The organism is Levilactobacillus paucivorans (genome assembly GCF_001437125.1).
GTDB lineage: Bacteria > Bacillota > Bacilli > Lactobacillales > Lactobacillaceae > Levilactobacillus > Levilactobacillus paucivorans.
The window spans coordinates 74,055-91,978 of sequence record NZ_JQCA01000098.1; the positions used below are offsets into that span (position 1 = coordinate 74,055).

Below are 17,924 nucleotides of genomic sequence, written 5' to 3' on the forward strand. Positions count from 1 at the left end.
TACCCCCTTATGGTAACGGCCGGACTAAATAGACTTCCCGACAGAAGCCCTTCATCCCGTTGAAGACGCGTTGTGCTCGGGACTGCTTGCTGCAGAGTCCAAACACGGTGGGACCGGTCCCACTCATTTGCGCCACGTCGGCCCCGAACTTCATCATCTGTTGTTTCAACTGCGTAATTTCGGGATAGCGATGCGCTGTCAAGGGTTCCAGAACGTTGCCCATCACCGCACACATGGCGTCAATATCCTGATCGCGAATGCCGCGTAAGAGGCCGTCGATGTCGGGATGCTCCAGATCATCGTAACGAATCTGCTGAAGGATGCTGGGCGTCGACACGCTCACCTTCGGCTTGGCCAAAACGACCCAAGCCGCCGGCAACTTCGAGAGGGGCGTGATGCGCTCCCCACGTCCGCGAACGTGTGCCGTCCGGCCGTAAACACAGTACGGCACATCGGAGTCAATTTCGAGTCCCAACTTAGCTAGCTCCTGCCACGAAAGGCCAAGGTCCCAGAGTTGGTTCAATCCGCGTAAGACAGCGGCGGCATCTGAAGAGCCCCCGCCAAGGCCAGCCGCCACGGGGATATTTTTCTTAATACGAATATTGACCCCCTCATCGATATGAAAGCGAGCCTGTAGTAAGTGTGCGGCCTGGTATGCCAGGTTCCGCTGATCGTTAGGAAGGAAGCCGCTGTCCGAGGCCACCCGAATTCGTTTATGCTTGGTTAGCGTTTGAATCTCTACGTAGTCCGCCAAGTCCACGGAAGTCATAACCATGTTCCACTCTTCCGCTCCATCCTGATGATGATAGGGCGTATCGAGCCCGAGGTTAATCTTGGCAGGCGCCTTTTCAATCAGTTGCATGAGCTCACCTTAATTCCAGATAGACCAAGTCTACCGTTCTCGTGAATATAATTAAGCCCATTATACTATGGTTTTAGGCAAAATAAAAAGGCCTGACCGGCCCAATTATTTATTCATCGAAATCGACTTCGATGTTTTTGGTTAAAATATCGGTATAGCTGTACGAAACCCGCTTGAACGAATTTTCATCCTGGTCTAAATCCACAACGAAAACAGCCGGATAGGTTTCCCGAAGAATGCCATGCCGTTCTGTCGTCTTCTTACGCCCAGCCTGAGCAATCACCATTAACTTGTCGCCAATGCGATCGTCCAGTTTGTTCTTAATGTTCGCTAAACTTGTTGGCATGCCCTTCACCTCTGTGAAACAATTATAGCATGGTTTCACAGAAATTGCAAATTATACCACAACCGACTTTAAACCGCAAGAATCCACAATTGAAAAGGGTTACATAAGTCCTTCATTGTGAAAAGCGTTGGTTAATTCGATAAAGTTTATCAAGGTTAATCGTTCTGGCCGTAGTTGTCGCGAGACCCCGACCGTGTCCAGAACGGATTCCAGGCGTTCACGCACCTCGGGCTGCTTACCAAATAAGCCTTGTAAATTGTTCCACAACGTCTTTCGGCGGTGAATAAAGCAGCCCTTAACAAATTTGAATAAGGCCTCTTCTTCGTACGGTTTAACTGGCAATGGCTCTCTGGGTGTCAGCCGAATAATCGCAGAATCCACGTTAGGTTGTGGAATAAACGCCGTGCGAGGCACCTCAAAGGCGACGGCCACGTGGGCCTTGTACTGCATCACCACGGAAAGTGACCCATAGGCCTTAGTTCCGGGTTCTGCCACCAAGCGATCGGCCACTTCCTTTTGCATCATGACCACGATCTCATCGAAAGCCACCCCGCTCTGGAGGACCCCCATCAGGATTGGCGTCGTAATGTAATACGGCAGGTTGGCCACCAACTTAACGGGATGGCCCGGTTCAAATTCCTCGTGAATGACTTCGGCGAGATTGGCCTTCAAGATATCCTGGTTGATGATCTTGACGTTATCGTAATCTGCCAACGTTTCATCTAAAACTGGTAAGAGATTTTCATCAATTTCGAAGGCCACCACCTTACGAGCGCGCTTGGCAATCTGTTCGGTCAAGGCCCCAATTCCCGGGCCAATTTCGATGACGTTATCATCTTCCGTGACCTCAGCGGCATTGACAATGTTACGCAGAATGTTCAGGTCCGACAGAAAGTTCTGCCCTAAACTTTTCTTGGCTACTAACCGGTAACGGGTCAGGATGGCGTTTGTTCTCGCTGGTGATCCAATCTCTGGCGCACTATTGTTCATGGGCGTTCTCCCTTTCTCGAATCTGTTTGACGGCAGCCGCAAAGTCTGCGGGTTGGATGCTAAACATCCGGAGCCGTTTTTCAAGTTGTTTGCCATTGACGTACCCAATCTGGAGAAGTTCCCCCAGTTGTTCACGGCGGGCCTTAGACCCGGAGCCACCGATGAGTCCGGCAGCCATCAAATCCTCATGCGTGATGAGGGTCGGTGCCGCGTCAGTCTCGGTGTAGACGTGGTCTAACGCCGCACGAATGGCCTCTGGACTGGCATGTTCCACTCCCAGCGATCCGCCGGCCTTATCCGGCCGACCAGCGGCCTTCGGTAAGAAGGCATGCTTGGCGTTGGGTACGGCTTCGGCCACGATCTTACGGATTTTTTCACCGGAAAAATCGGGATCGGTAAAGATGATGACGCCGCGTTGATCGGCGAGCTTGGCAATGAGTGCCAAGGTATCCTCATCAATCGCGGAACCCCGAGTTTCAATGGTATCCGCGTTGACTGCGCGGTTAATCTGTTTCGTGTCGTCCTTGCCTTCGACGACCAGGACTTCCTTAATCTTTTTCATTAATGTGATAAAACTCCTCTGCGTTGTGGTAAGTAGCGGCCGCAATTTCTTCCGGCGTCGTCTCACGTTCCTTGGCCACAGCCTCCACCGTGTAACGGGTGAAACCGGGCTCGTTCTGTTCGCCACGATGAGGTTCCGGTGTCAGGTACGGCGCATCCGTCTCGACCATCATCACGTCTAGTGGCGTGGCCCGAACCGAATCATGAACCTCGTGGGCATTCTTAAAGCTGGCCACTCCGGAGTAAGAGATGTGCATCCCCAGATCCAGGAACTTCTTCAGCCATTCAGGATCGCCATTGAAACTGTGCATGACGCCCCCGATGTCCCGGATGTCGGCTTCCTTGATGATACGGTAGGTATCCTCAAAAGCATCCCGGTTGTGGACCACGATCGGCTTGCCAATTTCCTTAGCGATCGCAATCTGCCGGGCAAAGACCTTGCGCTGAACATCCTGGGGTGACGTATCCCAGTGATAGTCCAACCCAATTTCACCAAGCGCCACGACCCGGTCATCAGTCAGCTGTTCTTCCAGCAGTTTTTCCTTAGCCGCATCGTAATTCTTGGAATCCTCGGGATGCCAGCCTACTGCCGCGTACAGCTGAGGATACTGGTGCGCCAACTTGATCGCATCGGCGTTCAACTGGGTGTTGGAGCCGATGTTAGTCATCTTGACGACGCCCAGGTCCGCCGCCTGTTTCAGGTAGCGTGGGACCTCCTGAATGAATTCCTCACTGTTTAAATGGGTATGTGAATCAAAGATTTTCATCATGATCCTCCTAAGTGTGTCGCACGATTAACGCTAAAAATTGAAAACGTGGGTCGGCGTCTCATCGACCCCCCGCCCACGTTTTTCATGTTTTTTTCTAACTTTATTCGACTGACGATCCGTTAACCATGCTGTCTGGCAGCGTTAAGAGTTGAACCTTGCCGTCGTGTTCGGCGGAAAGTAACATCCCTTGGCTAACTTCACCACGCATCTTACGTGGCTTCAGGTTGGCAACAATGACAACCTTCTTACCCAGTAAGACTTCTGGTTCTGGATACCATTTGGCAATCCCCGACAAGATCTGACGGTTGCCTTGGTCCCCAGCATCCAATTGGAACTTGAGGAGCTTGTCGGCACCGGCAACGTGGTCGACAGCCTTGACTTCAGCGACCCGCAATTCAACCTTTTCGAACTTGTCGAAACGAATTTCAGGTTTATTCAGGGTGAGTTCCGTGTCGTTTTCAGCAGCAGCTGCCTGTTGGGATTCGGCTTTGGCAGCCATGGCAGCGCGACCCTTCGTCTTTTCAGACTTGGTCATTTGACCTTGGATGAAGTCAACTTCTTCCTTCACGTCGATCCGTGGGAAGATTGGGGTCCCTTTGGCCACAACCTGAGCACCGGCTGGCAAGTCGGCCATTTGCAGGTCGCTCATCGTCAAGGTTTCCGGATCCAAGCCCAACTGGGCAAAGATTTCTTTAGGGGCGTGGGTCATGACAGGGCTGATCAGCGTCGCAATCACCCGCAGACTAGCTGCCAGGTGAGCCATAACGGCGGCCAATTCAACGGCCTTGCTGTCATCCTTGGCTAAATTCCAAGGCTCCGTCTCGTCGATGTACTTGTTGGTCCGCGCCACTAACTTCCAGATTTCAGCTAAGGCATCGGCAAAGTGCATCTGATCCATCAGATCATGATAGTTAGCGATAACCGTCTTAGCCGTCGCTTCGAGGTCACCGTCAAATTCGGTGACACCCGCCTTGAATTCAGGCAACTTGCCATCTTCGTACTTGTTAATCATGGCAACGGTCCGGTTCAATAGGTTCCCCAGGTCGTTGGCCAGGTCATAGTTCAACCGGTCCACGAAGTCTTCTGGGGTAAAGGTCCCATCATTACCGTAAGGCATCGCCCGCATCAGGTAGTAACGCAAGGCATCGAGGCCGTAACGGTCAACCAGTGTCTCAGGGTAAATCACGTTTCCCTTAGACTTGGACATCTTGCCGTCCTTCATAAGTAACCAGCCGTGGGCAAATAGTTCATCGGGCGCTTCAATCCCTAATGCATGCAACACGATTGGCCAGTAAATGGAGTGGAAACGCACGATTTCCTTACCCACCATTTGAACGTTGGCTGGCCAGAACTTCTTGAAGAGGCCTTCGTCATCGCTGGCGTAACCCAGTGCCGTGATATAGTTCAACAGGGCATCGATCCACACGTAGACCACATGCTTCGGGTTACTCTTGACGGGCACACCCCAAGTAAAGGTGGTCCGAGAAACGGCGAGGTCTTCCAGACCAGGCTTGATGAAGTTATTGATCATTTCTGTCATCCGGGACTCTGGTTGGATGAAGTGAGGATGACTGTGGTAGAAGTCCAACAGCCAGTCTGCATACTTACTCATCTTGAAGAAGTAAGATTGCTCCTTAACGAGGGAAACCTCGTGACCAGATGGTGCCTTCCCACCGATAACCTTACCGTTATCGTCGTGGTAGACTTCGGCCAGTTGGGTCTCGGTAAAGTACTCTTCATCATCCTCGGAGTACCAACCTTCGTATTCGCCCAGGTAGATGTCGCCCTGCTTTAAGAGGCGTTCAAAGACTTCCTGCACGGCGGCCACGTGTTCCTTATCCGTCGTCCGGATGAACTTGTCATTGGAAATTTCCAGCGTCTTCCAGAGTTGCTTAATGCCATCAGCCATGCCGTCCACGTATTCCTGCGGTGATTGGCCTTGAGACTTGGCCTTGTCTTCAATCTTCAGACCGTGTTCGTCGGTTCCCGTTAGGAAGAAGACGTCGTAACCGTTGCTCCGCTTGTAGCGGGCCACCGTGTCACAAGCAATCGTGGTGTAAGAGTTACCGATATGTAACCGCCCTGATGGGTAGTAGATCGGCGTCGTAATGTAAAATGTTGGTTTATCTGCCATAAATAAAAATGCCTTCCCTCACTCTAAATTAGTCCGTAATTTTGGGGTTAAATTTTAGTGTAAATTCTAGTTAAGTATAGCATAAACCCCGGTTCAGCCATAGCGCTTACCGGGGTTTTTAAGGTCTAAATTTAACTGAATGCCGCTCGCTTTTAGTGACGGTTCCGAGACACCTAGAATAGGTCCAGCTGTTGTGGGGCCAGATTATCCCAGTGCAGGCCTAGGATCTCCTGTAAGCGTTGGGCATTTGGCGCCGCATCCTTCCCAGAATTGTTGTTGAAGATCACACAGACATTCTGGGCCTGTGTCGCCACTTGTTTCACCAATGTGGCGATTTCTTGGAGCTCAGTCTCACTGTAGCGATAGAGGGTTCGGGTCTTACGCCAGTTGGCGCCCTGATTGAACCAGCCCTCTTTGTTGCGACCGTGAAGCCGAATGACTGCCAATTCGGGCGTGGTCACCGTCGTCACCAGTGGAATTCCGTTGTTCAAGTTATGTGGTTCGTCGGTGATGACGTTGGTCAGTCGCAACGACCGCAAGTAGTCCGTGACATCCTTGGTCATCCCCGGCGTCTCAAACCAGCTGGGACTGCGGAACTCCACCGCAACCGGCAACTGTTCCATTTGTACCCGCACATCGCGCAGGTACTGAATGTTAGCCGTCGTTCGGTTGAAGTACGGTGGAAATTGAAAGAGCACCGTTTGAAGTTGTTGATGGGCCACCAGGGGCGCCACTGCGCGCTTGAAATCATCAAATGCGGTAACCCGTTCGGCCGTGGTGGCGGGTGTGGCCCGCTGATCGTGTTGCGTCATGATCTGATTGGCCTTTAAGATGTACTGAAATCCCTCCGGAACCGCCGTCTGCCAGTTGGCTACGGTCGACTCGCGGGGAATCCCGTAGAATGGCGTATCCAATTCGACTAAGGGAAAGTTCCCGGCATACTCACTGAGCGTGACGGGCCGGTCTTCCCCACCAATCAGAGCGGGATGCTCTTTCCACGTGGTTAACCCAATCGAAATCATTTTGTCACCTCTTACTTAAAACGTTCAAATTGCTTGATGAGCTCAGCTTCCGGGGTCGTCAATCGCCCACTCAATTGACTAATTAGCCGTTTACCGGCTAGGCGATCGTTATATCGAATCCCGGTCACGCTGAGATCGATCAGGGCAAATAACACGGCCACCAGTGCGGCTTGGCGGCGCGCAAAGGTTACCGTGAGCAGGGTCACCAGTTGTCCCCCGAAGGCCAACTGAATAATGCTGTAAATCAGTAAGGTATCCGGAATCAACTGTAAAAAGTTTAGCCAGCGGAGACGCCTCACGAGTCGCCTCAGTTGGATGATGACTGCTTGATGGCTCATAATTTCACCCTCTAGACCTTGAGCTCACTGAAAAACTCAGTTGCATCGGCTTGCACCATATCATAGTCAAAGCCAAGATTTAATTGTTCCTGATTGACCACGACCACCTCGGCCTGCTTGTTACGGTAATCCAGTAGACCGGCAAACGGGTAAACCCGCATGGAGGTCCCGACAATCACCACCAGATCCGCTTGTTCCATGGCGCCCACCGCCAGCTGAACGTTCAACTGGTTGAGGCCCTCATCGTAGAGCACCACGTCTGGTCGTAACCAGCCGCCATCCGCCTCATGATACGGGGACTTCAGGTAGTCATGCCAATCCACATGCTCGCCACAGATTTGGCAGTAGACATTGTACAGGTTCCCGTGGAACTCCACCAAGTGCTTGGTATCTGCCACCCGGTAGAGATTGTCGATGTTTTGGGTAATAACCGTCGCGCGATCCTGCTGGGTCAGTGCGGCTTGCTTGGTATGAATGACATTGGGTTGCGCATCTGGATAGTACAGGTTCTGCTTGACGTAATCATAGAAAACTTCCGGTTCCTGAACCAAACAGGTGTGACTCAGATAATATTCCGCATTGCGATGCCCGGTATACAACCCATTCTTGGATCGGTAGTCTGGGATTCCCGACGGCGTCGAGACCCCTGCCCCGGTTAAGAACACAATGTGCTGAGCGTGATCAAAGGCTGCTTGTAAGCGCGCTTCCATCCCCATCATCCTTTCTTAAACGACTAACGTAAAATATAAGGCATCTTCAATTCCTTGAAGAGATCTTCCACGGTCATACTGTAAATCCGGGTAAAGTAGTCTGGCGTATCTTCCTTGGGTGCCGGCGAAGGCAACACGAAGGCGTTTTGTTCGTCAGACCGGTTGAACCCAACGTAGCCCCGCCGTTGCGTGGTCTTCTCGTGCATATCTGAATGATAGAGTTCGAAGATTTGCTTGACGGACAGGTTCAGTTGGCGTTTAGACAGCACACTGGTGAGCGTGGTGAATTCGGTATTGTGTAAGGCTGGTAACTGCCAGGCTTCGAGCTGTTCGTCGAAAGCCTTGAACAACTTGACCACGTTGCGCCGGAAGGTAAATGGCGAGTCGACTGGCTTAGCCATAATCACGTCGTACAGGCTCTGGGCGGCCTTCAGACTAATCGGATAGTCCTTGGCAAATTGGGCCATGACGGCTTCGTCATCTGGACCGAAGAAGACCAGGGCATCTAACAACGTCAAAGCTCGGAGCGTCATCTCGTCGTCGAGTGGCGTTGGTTCTGGCTTGATCGTGGCCTGGACCCCTTTCAGGTAGAGGTCTTTGATCTCAGGAGTGATTAACCCGTGTTTCTGTTGCTCCTTGACCACGACGACGTGACTCACGATGTCATAGAGTTCGGTGCCCATGATCATCAGTTGCTCATCTAACTTGGGTTGCCCCGTTGTCAGTGAGAAGAAGACCTGGGGGAAACCGGACAGGATCATTAACAAATGAACCAGTTCGTGGGACGCCGTGTAGTTTGGTGCCGTCAGATCAGCCACTTGAATGGCAATGTCCTTGCCCATTTGCATCTGTTGGGCCTGGTCGTGACGCACGTAACCAGACTGCAGACTACCGATGAACTGAACCTCAACCTTCCCTGGGTACAGGTCGTTGACTTGATCTAAGAGGCTTTGAACGGCCTCATTTAATTTCACATCTTCTGCTTTCATAATGTGTATTTGTCACCTATTTTCTTAGATTTTCTTGTCGAACGGCGGTTAGGGCCGCTTGGGCCTGAGCCATTGTTGGCTGCTTAATTGCCTGCAAGCGGGCCACCACTGCGGGTAGCTCGGTCGTCGTCGCCCCAACGGACAGGGCGAGCGACTTTACCTGCAGGTGCATGTGACCGCGCTGAATGCCCTCGGTCACCAGCGCTCTGAGCGCCGCGACGTTCTGGGCCAAGCCCACTGCTGCCACGATGCCCATGAGTTCAGTCGCCGTGGGTTGTCCCGCCAGTTGCTGGTTAATGGCGACCAGCGGAAAGACCCGCGTCGCGCCACCCACGACACCCAACGCCAGAGGAACGGTCAGCTCCCCATGAAGTTCAGTGCCTTGTTCACCCAGCCACCAGCGACTCAAACCGCGATACTGACCACTCTGACTTGCAAAGGCGTGGACGCCACTTTCGACGGCGCGCCAATCGTTCCCCGTGGCAATCACCACGGCATCGATCCCATTCATAATACCTTTGTTATGGGTCACGGCCCGGTAAGGATCGACCTGAGCGTAGTCACTGGCCTCACAAATTTTCTCGGCAACCGTGGCGCCGTCAACCGTTTTGGTGGCCAATTGGGTCACCGGTACAGCTATTCTTGCCGTAACAAGACTGTGCGTAGCGTAGTTACTCAGGATACTCATTAGGACGTCAACTTTCAAGTGAGCCTTGATGTAGTCGGCCACCGCCTCACAGAGGGTATTAACCAGGTTAGCCCCCATGGCTTCCCCCACGTCGATAAAGATGTCTAGAGACACCCAGTGGGGTGGCAGACGACGGACCCGAATACTCCGGGCCCCACCACCATGTTTCGTCACCAGTGACGGATGGGCGGCATTGGCCACGTTCAAAATTTCTTCCTGCTTAGCCTGCAGCCAGGCCTCCAGACCGGTACTGTCCGCGACGTGATTGAAGACAATTTGCCCCATCACCTCGCGACGGTCGACCGTGGTCACAATGCCCTCGCGACTATTTAGGAGTCGACCCCCATTACTGGCGGCGGCAATCACTGAAGGTTCTTCCGTCACCATGGGGACGACGACCTCGTGACCATCGACCCTGAGGTTGACGGCGACCCCTTCTGGCAAGCCGTAAGTCGTCAGATAATTTTCAATCAATTGGTCGTCACCGTTCTGGCGACGCGCCGCAATTGTGGCTAGCTGACTCACCGTGAGATGTGCCAGTTGGGCCAGTTGATCACGCCGGGCCCCATAAGGTAACCGATAAAATGGCAGTTGTGTCATCCACTGACCTCCTATCGTTGACTAAGATACTCAGAAATAATCCCTTCACGCACGCCACTTTCGGAGAAGACGACGCGATCGGAATCTAACATTTGTAAGAGGGTCACCAGGGGGAGCATCCCCCCAATGATGATATCTGCTCGGTCTGGTTCCAAACCGGAGATCCGTTTCCGATCAACCAAGCCGCCTCGTAACAACCGTTCAAAGGTTTTTAAGACCTGATCGGTGGTGAGGCGATAGCCATGGATATTTTCCACATGGAGAATCTTCTGTTGTTGCCGGTTCATGCGGGCCAGCGTTCGATTAGCCCCACCCAGTAAAACAAGTGGCAGGTGTTTGGCATCATTTAACCACCAAATATCTCGAAGCCGTTCCCGCAAAAAGACCTGGGCGGAGAAGAGATCCACCGCTGTCACCCGATCATCCAGGCGGAATTGTTCGGACAGATTGACCGCACCAAAGGGCACACTGATCAGGTTGGCATCCCGGCCATCCTTCACGTGAACCAATTCGCAGCTCGCACCCCCGGTGTCTAACAGCAGGCAGTCCTTGACCTTGAGCCGGTTAACCGCCCCTAAATAGTCATAATAAGCTTCCTGATCGCCAGAGAGAACTTCGAGTTGAATGTCTGTCGCCTCGGCGACCCGATCGAGAAAATCCTTTCGGTTACGGGCTTGGCGCACGGCAGCCGTGGCAATTCCCCGCACGATTAGATTGGGTAATTGTTCGTAGTAGGGCCGAAATGACCGAAGCGCCCGGATCGTCCGATCCATGGCGTTGGGCTGTAAGATCTTTTCGGGACCCATGCCTTCTGAGAGCCGGCTATCAACCTTGACGCGATTCACTTCGCGATAGGTGCCGTCTTCGTGAAGTTCATTGACCGCCATGCGAACTGAATTTGATCCCAAATCAACAATGGCTAAATTTTGCATGGTCGTTCCTCCGTTTCAGTCTAACCGAAGTAATCAATCCCAATGGCATGACGGACTTCACGTAACGTCTGTGCGGCCACTTGGTTGGCGCGTTCGCTCCCCTGCTTCAGGATGTCGTACACGGCATCTTCGTTAGCAGCGAATTGTTCCCGCCGTTCACGAATTGGCTTCAGTTCGGCTTGAAGAACGTCATTTAAGTAACGCTTGATCTTCACGTCACCAAGGCCACCATGCTGGTACTGAGCCTTCAGGTCGGCAACGTGTTCCTTGTCCTGGGCAAAGATGTCCAGGTAGGTGAAGACCGTGTTGCCTTCGATATGACCGGGGTCCTCAATGTGAATATGTTCTGGATCGGTGTACATCGACATGACTTTTTTCTGAATGTCATCGGCACTGTCGCCTAAGTAAATGGCATTGTCCAAGGACTTACTCATCTTGGCATTGCCATCTAAGCCAGGGATCCGTCCCTGACCCTTTGGCGGGAAGTAGCCTTCTGGTTCAACCAGAATGTCTTCACCATAAACGTTGTTGAAACTCCGCACGATTTCACGGGTTTGTTCCAGCATGGGTTCTTGGTCCTCACCAACGGGCACAGTGTCGGCCTTGAAGGCGGTGATATCGGCCGCTTGGCTCACGGGATAGATAAAGAAGCCGGCAGGCACACTTTCGCCAAAAGCCTTCTGTTTGATTTCATTCTTAACAGTTGGGTTCCGGTTCAAACGAGATACCGTCACCAGGTTCAGGTATGCCATGGTCAATTCATTTAAGGCTGGGATCTGTGATTGTACCAAGATAGTGGACTTGGCGGGGTCAATGCCGACAGCCAAATAGTCCAAGGCCACCTGTAAGAGACTGTGACGAATCTTCTCTGGGTCGCGCGCGTTATCCGTCAACGCCTGCATGTCAGCAATCATGATGTAAGTCTCGTAGTCACCCGTGTTCTGTAGGGCAACTCGGTTGCGCAATGACCCCACGTAATGTCCAATATGTAATTTACCTGTTGGTCGGTCACCAGTTAAAATAACGTGCTTTTTATCCATTAATGTTCTCCCTTTCTGAAAAAGCGTCCCATTGGAGTCGGACTCCAATAGGACGCTTACTGCGCGGTACCACCTAACTTGTGGTCAGTATCGACCACCACTTTCGTCGTTAACGGGGACCCCGCGATAATTAATTATCGATTAAATGACTAAATCCCGATCCAATTCACCCGTAAAACCGTTTCAGCACTAGCGGTTTCTCTCTGCGATGGGGCTACTCCTATCGCGATTTCTATTCCTTTATTTTAGTGGTTTTCCATGGGAAAGTAAACCGTTGTGCCCTCACAAAGATTTTGATATTAGCAGTTGGCGTCAAGGCCCGTCATCCCTAGCCTTCGCGCACTCGCTTTAATTGACATTCCCTCTCAAAATGACTAAACTTGTAAAGCAATTTAGCCTAGTCAAAGGAGGCGGTCAGTTTGACCACCAGTGAGGAATCACAAGAACAACGGCGAGTCGATCACGTTGCGGGCCGCATTGGCGCCCGCATCGAGAAGACCGAAGCCGACTACACGGCAGCTCACCAAGAGCTCCGCAACGTGCTGAAGAATTACAGCGAAAACACGTCGGTTAACTGGTTTGAAGTCGATGACCGAATCGAAACCAGTGCCGAACTGCAGCAACAACGGGCCTTGGTCTCCCGGCTAACTGAAAACCAGAACATCATTCAAGACCAATTAGATACTTTTAAAGAACTCAAGCGGTCGCCTTACTTTGGCCGTATTGATATCCAGGATCCGGATGAAACCACACCGGAATCTTTGTACATCGGAACAGCCTCATTCGTCGATGATGACCAGAACTTTCTGGTCTACGACTGGCGGGCCCCAATTTCCAGTATCTACTACAACGGGGTGCTCGGCCAGGTGGCCTATGACACCCCGGCCGGTGAACAACACACCGATTTGCTTAAGAAACGACAATTTCTGATTCAAAATGGCCACATTGAGAACATGTTCGACACCAATGAAACCGTTGGCGACGAGATGCTCCAACATGCCCTGGGTGAACAAAATGATGCCACCATGCAGAACATCGTGGCCACCATTCAACGCGAGCAGAATGACATTATCCGCGACACCACCAGTGATCTCTTAGTGGTCCAGGGAGTCGCCGGTTCCGGTAAAACCTCCGCCATCTTACAGCGGATTGCCTTTCTGCTCTATCACAGTCGCCGGGACCTCGAGGCCGATCAGATCGTGCTCTTCTCTCCCAACCGGCTGTTCAGCCACTACATCAGCGACGTTCTCCCAAGTTTAGGGGAACGCAACATGCGTCAGGTTACCCTGGCCGAATTTCTCACGCAACGGTTCCAAGGACTGACGGTCCAAACGCAATTTGACCGCTACGAAGATGACCAGACACAGCCAATCAACCGCCACCTGCGGGCATTTCAAGAGAGCGCGGCCATGATGACTGCGATTCACGACTACTGCTTGAAGAGCTCACCGGCAACTTTGCGCTTCACCGACATTCGTTTTGACGGTCGTGTCTTCTTCAGTAAGGAAGAAATCCGCGACATCTACGACCGTTTGCCCGATGCCGCCGCGCCCGCTGACCGATTTCTCCGCACCAAGAATGCCTTAGAAAAACGGCTGAAACACCGAATTGCTACGGAAGCTCAGTCCGATTGTGTCCGTGACGAGATCGACCAGCTCAGTGACGAGGACTACCATAACCTGTTGGGAGCCAAGCACCTCGGCCAATTCGAACAACTGGACGATGAGATTGACTTCATCGCCAGAGAAATCGTTCGCCGGCGCCTGCGTCAGGTCGACGATGCCATCTACAACGGCTACTTCCTCGACGTTTACAGTCAATACACAGACTTTCTCAGCCACTGTCCGTTACCAGAAAATGTGACGGTGGAAGAGTGGCAGAGCGTCATCGCCACCTATCAACACGATATTGAATTTCACCGACTCGCGTTGACGGATGCCGCCCCACTCCTCTATCTCCGCGATCTCTTGATCGGTGGCGGTGCGAACCACCGGATGCAGCACCTGTTTGTCGATGAGATGCAGGACTATTCAATGGCGCAACTCATCTACCTGCAACATGCCTTTCCACGGGCTAAATTAACCCTATTGGGTGACAGCGAGCAGGCCCTCTTCAAGGCTGTCGAGTCACCGGAGAGCATCCTAAAGAAGCTCGACGCTGCCTTGAACGTCAAGCGGTCGCGCTTGATTACCCTCCGTCGGTCCTACCGATCGACGTATCCGATCACCACATTTGCCAAAGCACTCTTGCCTGATGGCGATCAGATTGAGGCCTTCAATCGCCCCGGTGATCTGCCTCGCGTCGTCATTCGCTACGATGAGGAAGCGGCTTTCAAAGCCTTAGCTCACGAAGTCACGACTGAATTGGCAACCAATGGCACCGTAGCTATTCTAACCAAGAGTGCCGGTGAAGCCCGCCACGTCTATCAGGAGCTCCACCGCGACTTCGACCTGACCCTGCTGACGGACAACGACCTCTCACTTCCTAAGGGACTGGTCGTCCTGCCCATCTACCTGGCTAAGGGACTCGAGTTTGACAGTGTGATCGCCTACAACGTTTCCGCCGAAAACTACCCGGATGAGCAAATGGCCGGGACCCTCTACACGATTGCGACTCGGGCCATGCATCACCTGACCCTGCTTAGCATCGGTGCGGTCTCGCCCCTAATTGCCTCGGGGAAGATTCCACAAGCGGATTTGACGATTGAACATGAATTTCAGAATTAACTTAATTTTCGGAGAATACGGCGGTTGTCGTATTCCTCTTTTTTGACAACAAATTTATATTGCCGAAACGTGCACTAGAAGGCAGGTGGCTCCGCTTAAACCTGATAAGCAACTAATCCAGACCAGAAATTAGCTGCTTATCAGCCTTAATGTTCCCCCTAACCGCCTTCTGGTACACTCTGGCATTGACCCCCGAAACCCAAAAGCGCACACTACATTTAGGGGAGATGACATCTCATGCATTCTTTTTCAAAATGGCGACCGTGGATCGCAATTATCACAGCTTGTATAACCATCGGTGGACCACTGGCGGTCATGATTAATGGGTACATTTTAATGGCCCAAAATGATCCTTTTCATCCAAGCGTTTTGGTTCTCTTCGGGGTCCTCGTTTGGGGCATCGTTGGTCTAATTGGCATTATCGCTTACGGAATTCACTGTTACCGCGTGGGGTGGCGGGGATTGACCCGTTTGCAACGCATTCTATTCTCAATCTATGGCGTCGTCTTCATCATTGGCCTCTTGATCTGGTTGGGATTTTTGGGCATTGTTCCGTACCAATGGTTTGACTGGATTATCTTCGGTCGGAACGGTTAATAGAGCAGTTTAAAGGGAGATTGGCCTTTATTGGTCTATCTCCCTCTTTATGTGAGGCATTTATGTGGCCGAAACGTGCCCTGAAGACAAGTGGCACCACTCAGGTGCGGCAACCGCATGCCAGCATTGATCCCTAAAACTCAAAAGCACATACTGTAGCTAAGGGGAGATGACATCTCATGCATTCTTTTTCAAAATGGCGACCTTGGATCGCCATTATCACGGCTTGTATCACCATCGGTGGACCACTAGCGGTGATCATTAACGGATTCATTTTAATGGCGCAAAATGATCCTCTTCATTCAGATGTTTTAGTTCTCTTCGGTGTCCTCGTTTTGGGCATCGTTGGCTTGGTCGGGGTCATTGCTTACGGGATTCACTGTTACCGCGTGGGATGGCGAGGACTAAGTCGCCTGCAACGCATCCTATTCTCAATCTATGGGGTCATCTTTATCATCGGTTTCTGTGTCTGGTTGGGATTTCTGGGGATCATTCCTTATCAATGGGTCGACTGGATTATCTACGGTCGAACCGGTTACTAGTGAAATTTAAAGAGAGATTGACCAATAATGGTCAATCTCCCTTTTTCTGTTAATACAGACCCTTTGGCGCCTTCGTCGTTCTAAATGACGCGTGCCGACCGTAGTCATGATACCCCTTCGAGAAGTGCAGGTGCTTAGCGGTAACGCGAATCTTATAGGTCATGCGCTGTCCCGCGAAAGCTACCGTGCTGCCCTTAGGTGAATATTGAATACCCGTTAACCGATAGACATGATGGCCAAGTGCCTGATACTTCAGGTTCTTTAGACCATAGCCTGGTAACCGGTAGTATTTATGCGACGCATTATCATACCCAAACAAGTTCCCCGAACTCCGATGCTTGGTGTAAGTGATATACGCCTTGTTATCCCCTTTGCCATTGTGGAACCAGGTCCGCCGCAAAACTTTCGGCGTTCCCTGATGCCACGTGTTCGCCTGCGCCGTCGCGTAGTCGGTCATCCCCATGCCGAATGCTACGACAACCAGTCCAATCATAAAGCGCGATGTTTTCAAGTGCTGTTCCTCCCCTAAACCGTTCTGCTCATGTACTCTTTTAATTTACACGGGCGACCCCTAAAAAGCAAGAACTCTTTTAATCACAAGTGGTGTGCTGGCTCTGAGAACCAACGCACCATCTCTAATTCAATATTTAGGAATTGCTATAAGTGAATCAAAATTGTCACATGTTCCGTTTAAGGTAGATTGTTGGATCCAAACCACATCGACTACAACTAATCATCAGCGTCTGAAACTTCTAGATCCAACATAAGCAAAACAACTCACGTAGCCAGAGCAGGCGGAATCCCTGGCAGTCGCAGGCGGCCTTCTTAAGTTTCCAAACTTATTTAAGCAGACTGTTCCGGAGTCCCTTGTGGCATTCGTTTCAAAGCCTGCTTCAACAGGAGTGGCGCCACAACCGTGGCCAAGACAATGACCAGAATCATCACGGAGTAATTGGCATCCCCGAGCAACCCGGCCTGGTGCCCAATCTGGGCGGTAATCAACCCCATTTCGCCTCGAGCAATCATTCCAGTCCCAATGACCGAGCTACTGGACCAGGAAAAGTGGCAGAGCCGCGCCCCGAGGCCACAGCCGATAAGCTTGGTGAGGCAAGCCAACACGGTGAGACCAAGGATAATCCCGACTTTCTCACCAACGTGATCCAATGTCATATTAAGCCCAACACTCACGAAGAAGACGGGGATAAAGATGGCGTTCCCCAGCGGTTCAACGTGGTCGGCCAAGACTGCTCGATAAGGAGTATGGGCCACAGCAATACCGGCGAAGAAGGCCCCGATAGCCCCGCTCAAGCCGACCAGGTTCGCTAACCAAGCCATGCCCAAACAGATCACCATCGACATAATGGTTACACTAGAAGTCATGACTAGCCGTTCACTCAGGTGCATCAGGTATGGGGCCACCCATTTGACCAGGACGTAGGTGCCCCCAAAGAAGGCCACCTGTTCCAATAAAACAATGACTAAGGCCGGTTGTGATCCCGCGGCCTCAATCCCCTGACTAGCCAACAGGCTAATCATCAGGGACAGTAACACGACCCCCATGATATCATCGGCGACGGCGGCCCCCAGAATCGTAGCCCCCTCCCGCGTGGTCAGCGCGTGGTATTCCTTGAGCACGGCCACGGAAATTGAAACCGAGGTAGCCGAAAAAATCACGCCAATAAACAGTGATTCGAGGCCAGTGAAGCCCCACCACCATGAGGCAAGCCCCATCACCGAAATCGGCAGGATCACACCCAGGGTGGCCACAATAATTGCCGGACGCAGGTACTTCATCAGGAGTTGGAGATTACTCTCGAGGCCTCCCAGAAACATTAGGATCACAACCCCAATGTCGGAAAACAAATTAACCAGACTATTCAATTGCACCCAGTTGAGCAGTGCGGGGCCAATGATGATCCCGATCAAAAGCTCCCCAATTACAGCCGGTACCCCTAAGCGGTTGGCAAAGTTTCCCGCCAACGTGGTTAACACCAAAATCAAACACAACGTTCCCAAAAAAGCGGGTCTACACTTTCTGGTATTGGTGAATAACTAATACCGGTTTTTTGTCTGTTTT

At 51.8% G+C, this 17,924-nt stretch carries 18 protein-coding genes; 3 read left to right on the forward strand and 15 right to left on the reverse strand.

Annotated features, from left to right (window positions below; translation table 11 throughout):
* Positions 1–7: 7 nt before the first annotated feature.
* The 13 genes from ispE to trpS all read right to left on the reverse strand — a co-directional run bounded on the left by ispE (position 8) and on the right by trpS (position 11,982).
* Entirely contained in the window at positions 8–862 is an 855-nt protein-coding gene (gene ispE / locus IV54_RS08150) for a 4-(cytidine 5'-diphospho)-2-C-methyl-D-erythritol kinase (protein ID WP_057878875.1), read from the reverse strand.
* Between the two features lie 109 nt (positions 863–971).
* Complete coding sequence (locus IV54_RS08155) at positions 972–1,208, reverse strand: Veg family protein (RefSeq protein WP_057878876.1); 237 nt, start codon at positions 1,206–1,208, stop codon at positions 972–974.
* 99 nt (positions 1,209–1,307) lie between these two features.
* The gene (rsmA, locus tag IV54_RS08160; protein WP_057878877.1) at positions 1,308–2,198 is read right to left on the reverse strand and encodes a 16S rRNA (adenine(1518)-N(6)/adenine(1519)-N(6))-dimethyltransferase RsmA; all 891 of its coding nucleotides are present in this window, start codon (positions 2,196–2,198) and stop codon (positions 1,308–1,310) included.
* Positions 2,188–2,760 (reverse strand): ribonuclease M5, encoded by a 573-nt coding sequence (rnmV, locus tag IV54_RS08165; protein ID WP_057878878.1) that lies wholly within the window; start codon positions 2,758–2,760, stop codon positions 2,188–2,190. The genes rsmA and rnmV overlap by 11 nt, the downstream gene beginning before the upstream one ends.
* On the reverse strand, positions 2,747–3,526 hold the full coding sequence (locus IV54_RS08170; RefSeq protein WP_057878879.1) for a TatD family hydrolase: 780 nt from the start codon (positions 3,524–3,526) through the stop codon (positions 2,747–2,749). The genes rnmV and IV54_RS08170 overlap by 14 nt, the downstream gene beginning before the upstream one ends.
* Before the next feature lie 103 nt (positions 3,527–3,629).
* The gene (gene metG, locus IV54_RS08175) at positions 3,630–5,663 is read right to left on the reverse strand and encodes a methionine--tRNA ligase (RefSeq protein WP_057878880.1); all 2,034 of its coding nucleotides are present in this window, start codon (positions 5,661–5,663) and stop codon (positions 3,630–3,632) included.
* A 173-nt stretch (positions 5,664–5,836) separates the two neighbouring features.
* Positions 5,837–6,685 (reverse strand): DUF72 domain-containing protein, encoded by an 849-nt coding sequence (locus IV54_RS08180; RefSeq protein ID WP_057878881.1) that lies wholly within the window; start codon positions 6,683–6,685, stop codon positions 5,837–5,839.
* An 11-nt stretch (positions 6,686–6,696) separates the two neighbouring features.
* Positions 6,697–7,023, reverse strand: a complete 327-nt coding sequence (locus tag IV54_RS08185; RefSeq protein ID WP_057878882.1) for a hypothetical protein — start codon at positions 7,021–7,023, stop codon at positions 6,697–6,699.
* Positions 7,024–7,034: 11 nt separating this feature from the next.
* Positions 7,035–7,733: an NAD-dependent protein deacylase gene (locus IV54_RS08190; RefSeq protein ID WP_057878883.1), complete on the reverse strand. Its 699-nt coding sequence runs from the start codon at positions 7,731–7,733 to the stop codon at positions 7,035–7,037.
* A gap of 23 nt (positions 7,734–7,756) precedes the next feature.
* Positions 7,757–8,722 (reverse strand): hypothetical protein, encoded by a 966-nt coding sequence (locus IV54_RS08195; protein WP_057878884.1) that lies wholly within the window; start codon positions 8,720–8,722, stop codon positions 7,757–7,759.
* Positions 8,723–8,738: 16 nt separating this feature from the next.
* A complete protein-coding gene (locus IV54_RS08200; protein WP_057878885.1) occupies positions 8,739–10,010 on the reverse strand; it encodes a hydroxymethylglutaryl-CoA reductase, degradative in 1,272 nt (423 codons plus the stop codon).
* 11 nt (positions 10,011–10,021) lie between these two features.
* Positions 10,022–10,942: a Ppx/GppA family phosphatase gene (locus tag IV54_RS08205; protein WP_057878886.1), complete on the reverse strand. Its 921-nt coding sequence runs from the start codon at positions 10,940–10,942 to the stop codon at positions 10,022–10,024.
* A gap of 20 nt (positions 10,943–10,962) precedes the next feature.
* Positions 10,963–11,982: a tryptophan--tRNA ligase gene (gene trpS, locus IV54_RS08210; RefSeq protein WP_057878887.1), complete on the reverse strand. Its 1,020-nt coding sequence runs from the start codon at positions 11,980–11,982 to the stop codon at positions 10,963–10,965.
* A 419-nt stretch (positions 11,983–12,401) separates the two neighbouring features.
* Between trpS and helD the strand changes: the two genes are divergently transcribed.
* From helD to IV54_RS08225, 3 genes are all read left to right on the forward strand, one after another.
* A complete protein-coding gene (gene helD, locus IV54_RS08215) occupies positions 12,402–14,708 on the forward strand; it encodes an RNA polymerase recycling motor HelD (protein WP_057878888.1) in 2,307 nt (768 codons plus the stop codon).
* A 237-nt stretch (positions 14,709–14,945) separates the two neighbouring features.
* Entirely contained in the window at positions 14,946–15,305 is a 360-nt protein-coding gene (locus IV54_RS08220) for a hypothetical protein (RefSeq protein WP_057878889.1), read from the forward strand.
* 179 nt (positions 15,306–15,484) lie between these two features.
* Positions 15,485–15,847 carry a hypothetical protein gene (locus IV54_RS08225; RefSeq protein ID WP_057878890.1) on the forward strand — a complete coding sequence of 121 codons (363 nt, stop codon included), beginning with the start codon at positions 15,485–15,487 and terminating at the stop codon, positions 15,845–15,847.
* 49 nt (positions 15,848–15,896) lie between these two features.
* Here IV54_RS08225 and IV54_RS08230 read toward each other — a convergent pair whose 3' ends face one another.
* Positions 15,897–16,358 carry a hypothetical protein gene (locus IV54_RS08230; RefSeq protein WP_157054389.1) on the reverse strand — a complete coding sequence of 154 codons (462 nt, stop codon included), beginning with the start codon at positions 16,356–16,358 and terminating at the stop codon, positions 15,897–15,899.
* A 332-nt stretch (positions 16,359–16,690) separates the two neighbouring features.
* Complete coding sequence (locus IV54_RS08235) at positions 16,691–17,839, reverse strand: cation:proton antiporter (RefSeq protein ID WP_237756696.1); 1,149 nt, start codon at positions 17,837–17,839, stop codon at positions 16,691–16,693.
* Between the last annotated feature and the right edge of the window lie 85 nt (positions 17,840–17,924).

Excerpts from the sequence above, each read along its gene's own strand:
- ispE (WP_057878875.1), bottom strand. The coding sequence starts at position 862 with ATGCAACTGATTGAAAAGGCGCCTGCCAAGATTAACCTCGGGCTCGAT.
- IV54_RS08155 (WP_057878876.1), bottom strand. The coding sequence starts at position 1,208 with ATGCCAACAAGTTTAGCGAACATTAAGAACAAACTGGACGATCGCATT.
- rsmA (WP_057878877.1), bottom strand. The coding sequence starts at position 2,198 with ATGAACAATAGTGCGCCAGAGATTGGATCACCAGCGAGAACAAACGCC.
- rnmV (WP_057878878.1), bottom strand. The coding sequence starts at position 2,760 with ATGAAAAAGATTAAGGAAGTCCTGGTCGTCGAAGGCAAGGACGACACG.
- IV54_RS08170 (WP_057878879.1), bottom strand. The coding sequence starts at position 3,526 with ATGAAAATCTTTGATTCACATACCCATTTAAACAGTGAGGAATTCATT.
- metG (WP_057878880.1), bottom strand. The coding sequence starts at position 5,663 with ATGGCAGATAAACCAACATTTTACATTACGACGCCGATCTACTACCCA.
- IV54_RS08180 (WP_057878881.1), bottom strand. The coding sequence starts at position 6,685 with ATGATTTCGATTGGGTTAACCACGTGGAAAGAGCATCCCGCTCTGATT.
- IV54_RS08185 (WP_057878882.1), bottom strand. The coding sequence starts at position 7,023 with ATGAGCCATCAAGCAGTCATCATCCAACTGAGGCGACTCGTGAGGCGT.
- IV54_RS08190 (WP_057878883.1), bottom strand. The coding sequence starts at position 7,733 with ATGGAAGCGCGCTTACAAGCAGCCTTTGATCACGCTCAGCACATTGTG.
- IV54_RS08195 (WP_057878884.1), bottom strand. The coding sequence starts at position 8,722 with ATGAAAGCAGAAGATGTGAAATTAAATGAGGCCGTTCAAAGCCTCTTA.
- IV54_RS08200 (WP_057878885.1), bottom strand. The coding sequence starts at position 10,010 with ATGACACAACTGCCATTTTATCGGTTACCTTATGGGGCCCGGCGTGAT.
- IV54_RS08205 (WP_057878886.1), bottom strand. The coding sequence starts at position 10,942 with ATGCAAAATTTAGCCATTGTTGATTTGGGATCAAATTCAGTTCGCATG.
- trpS (WP_057878887.1), bottom strand. The coding sequence starts at position 11,982 with ATGGATAAAAAGCACGTTATTTTAACTGGTGACCGACCAACAGGTAAA.
- IV54_RS08220 (WP_057878889.1), top strand. The coding sequence starts at position 14,946 with ATGCATTCTTTTTCAAAATGGCGACCGTGGATCGCAATTATCACAGCT.
- IV54_RS08225 (WP_057878890.1), top strand. The coding sequence starts at position 15,485 with ATGCATTCTTTTTCAAAATGGCGACCTTGGATCGCCATTATCACGGCT.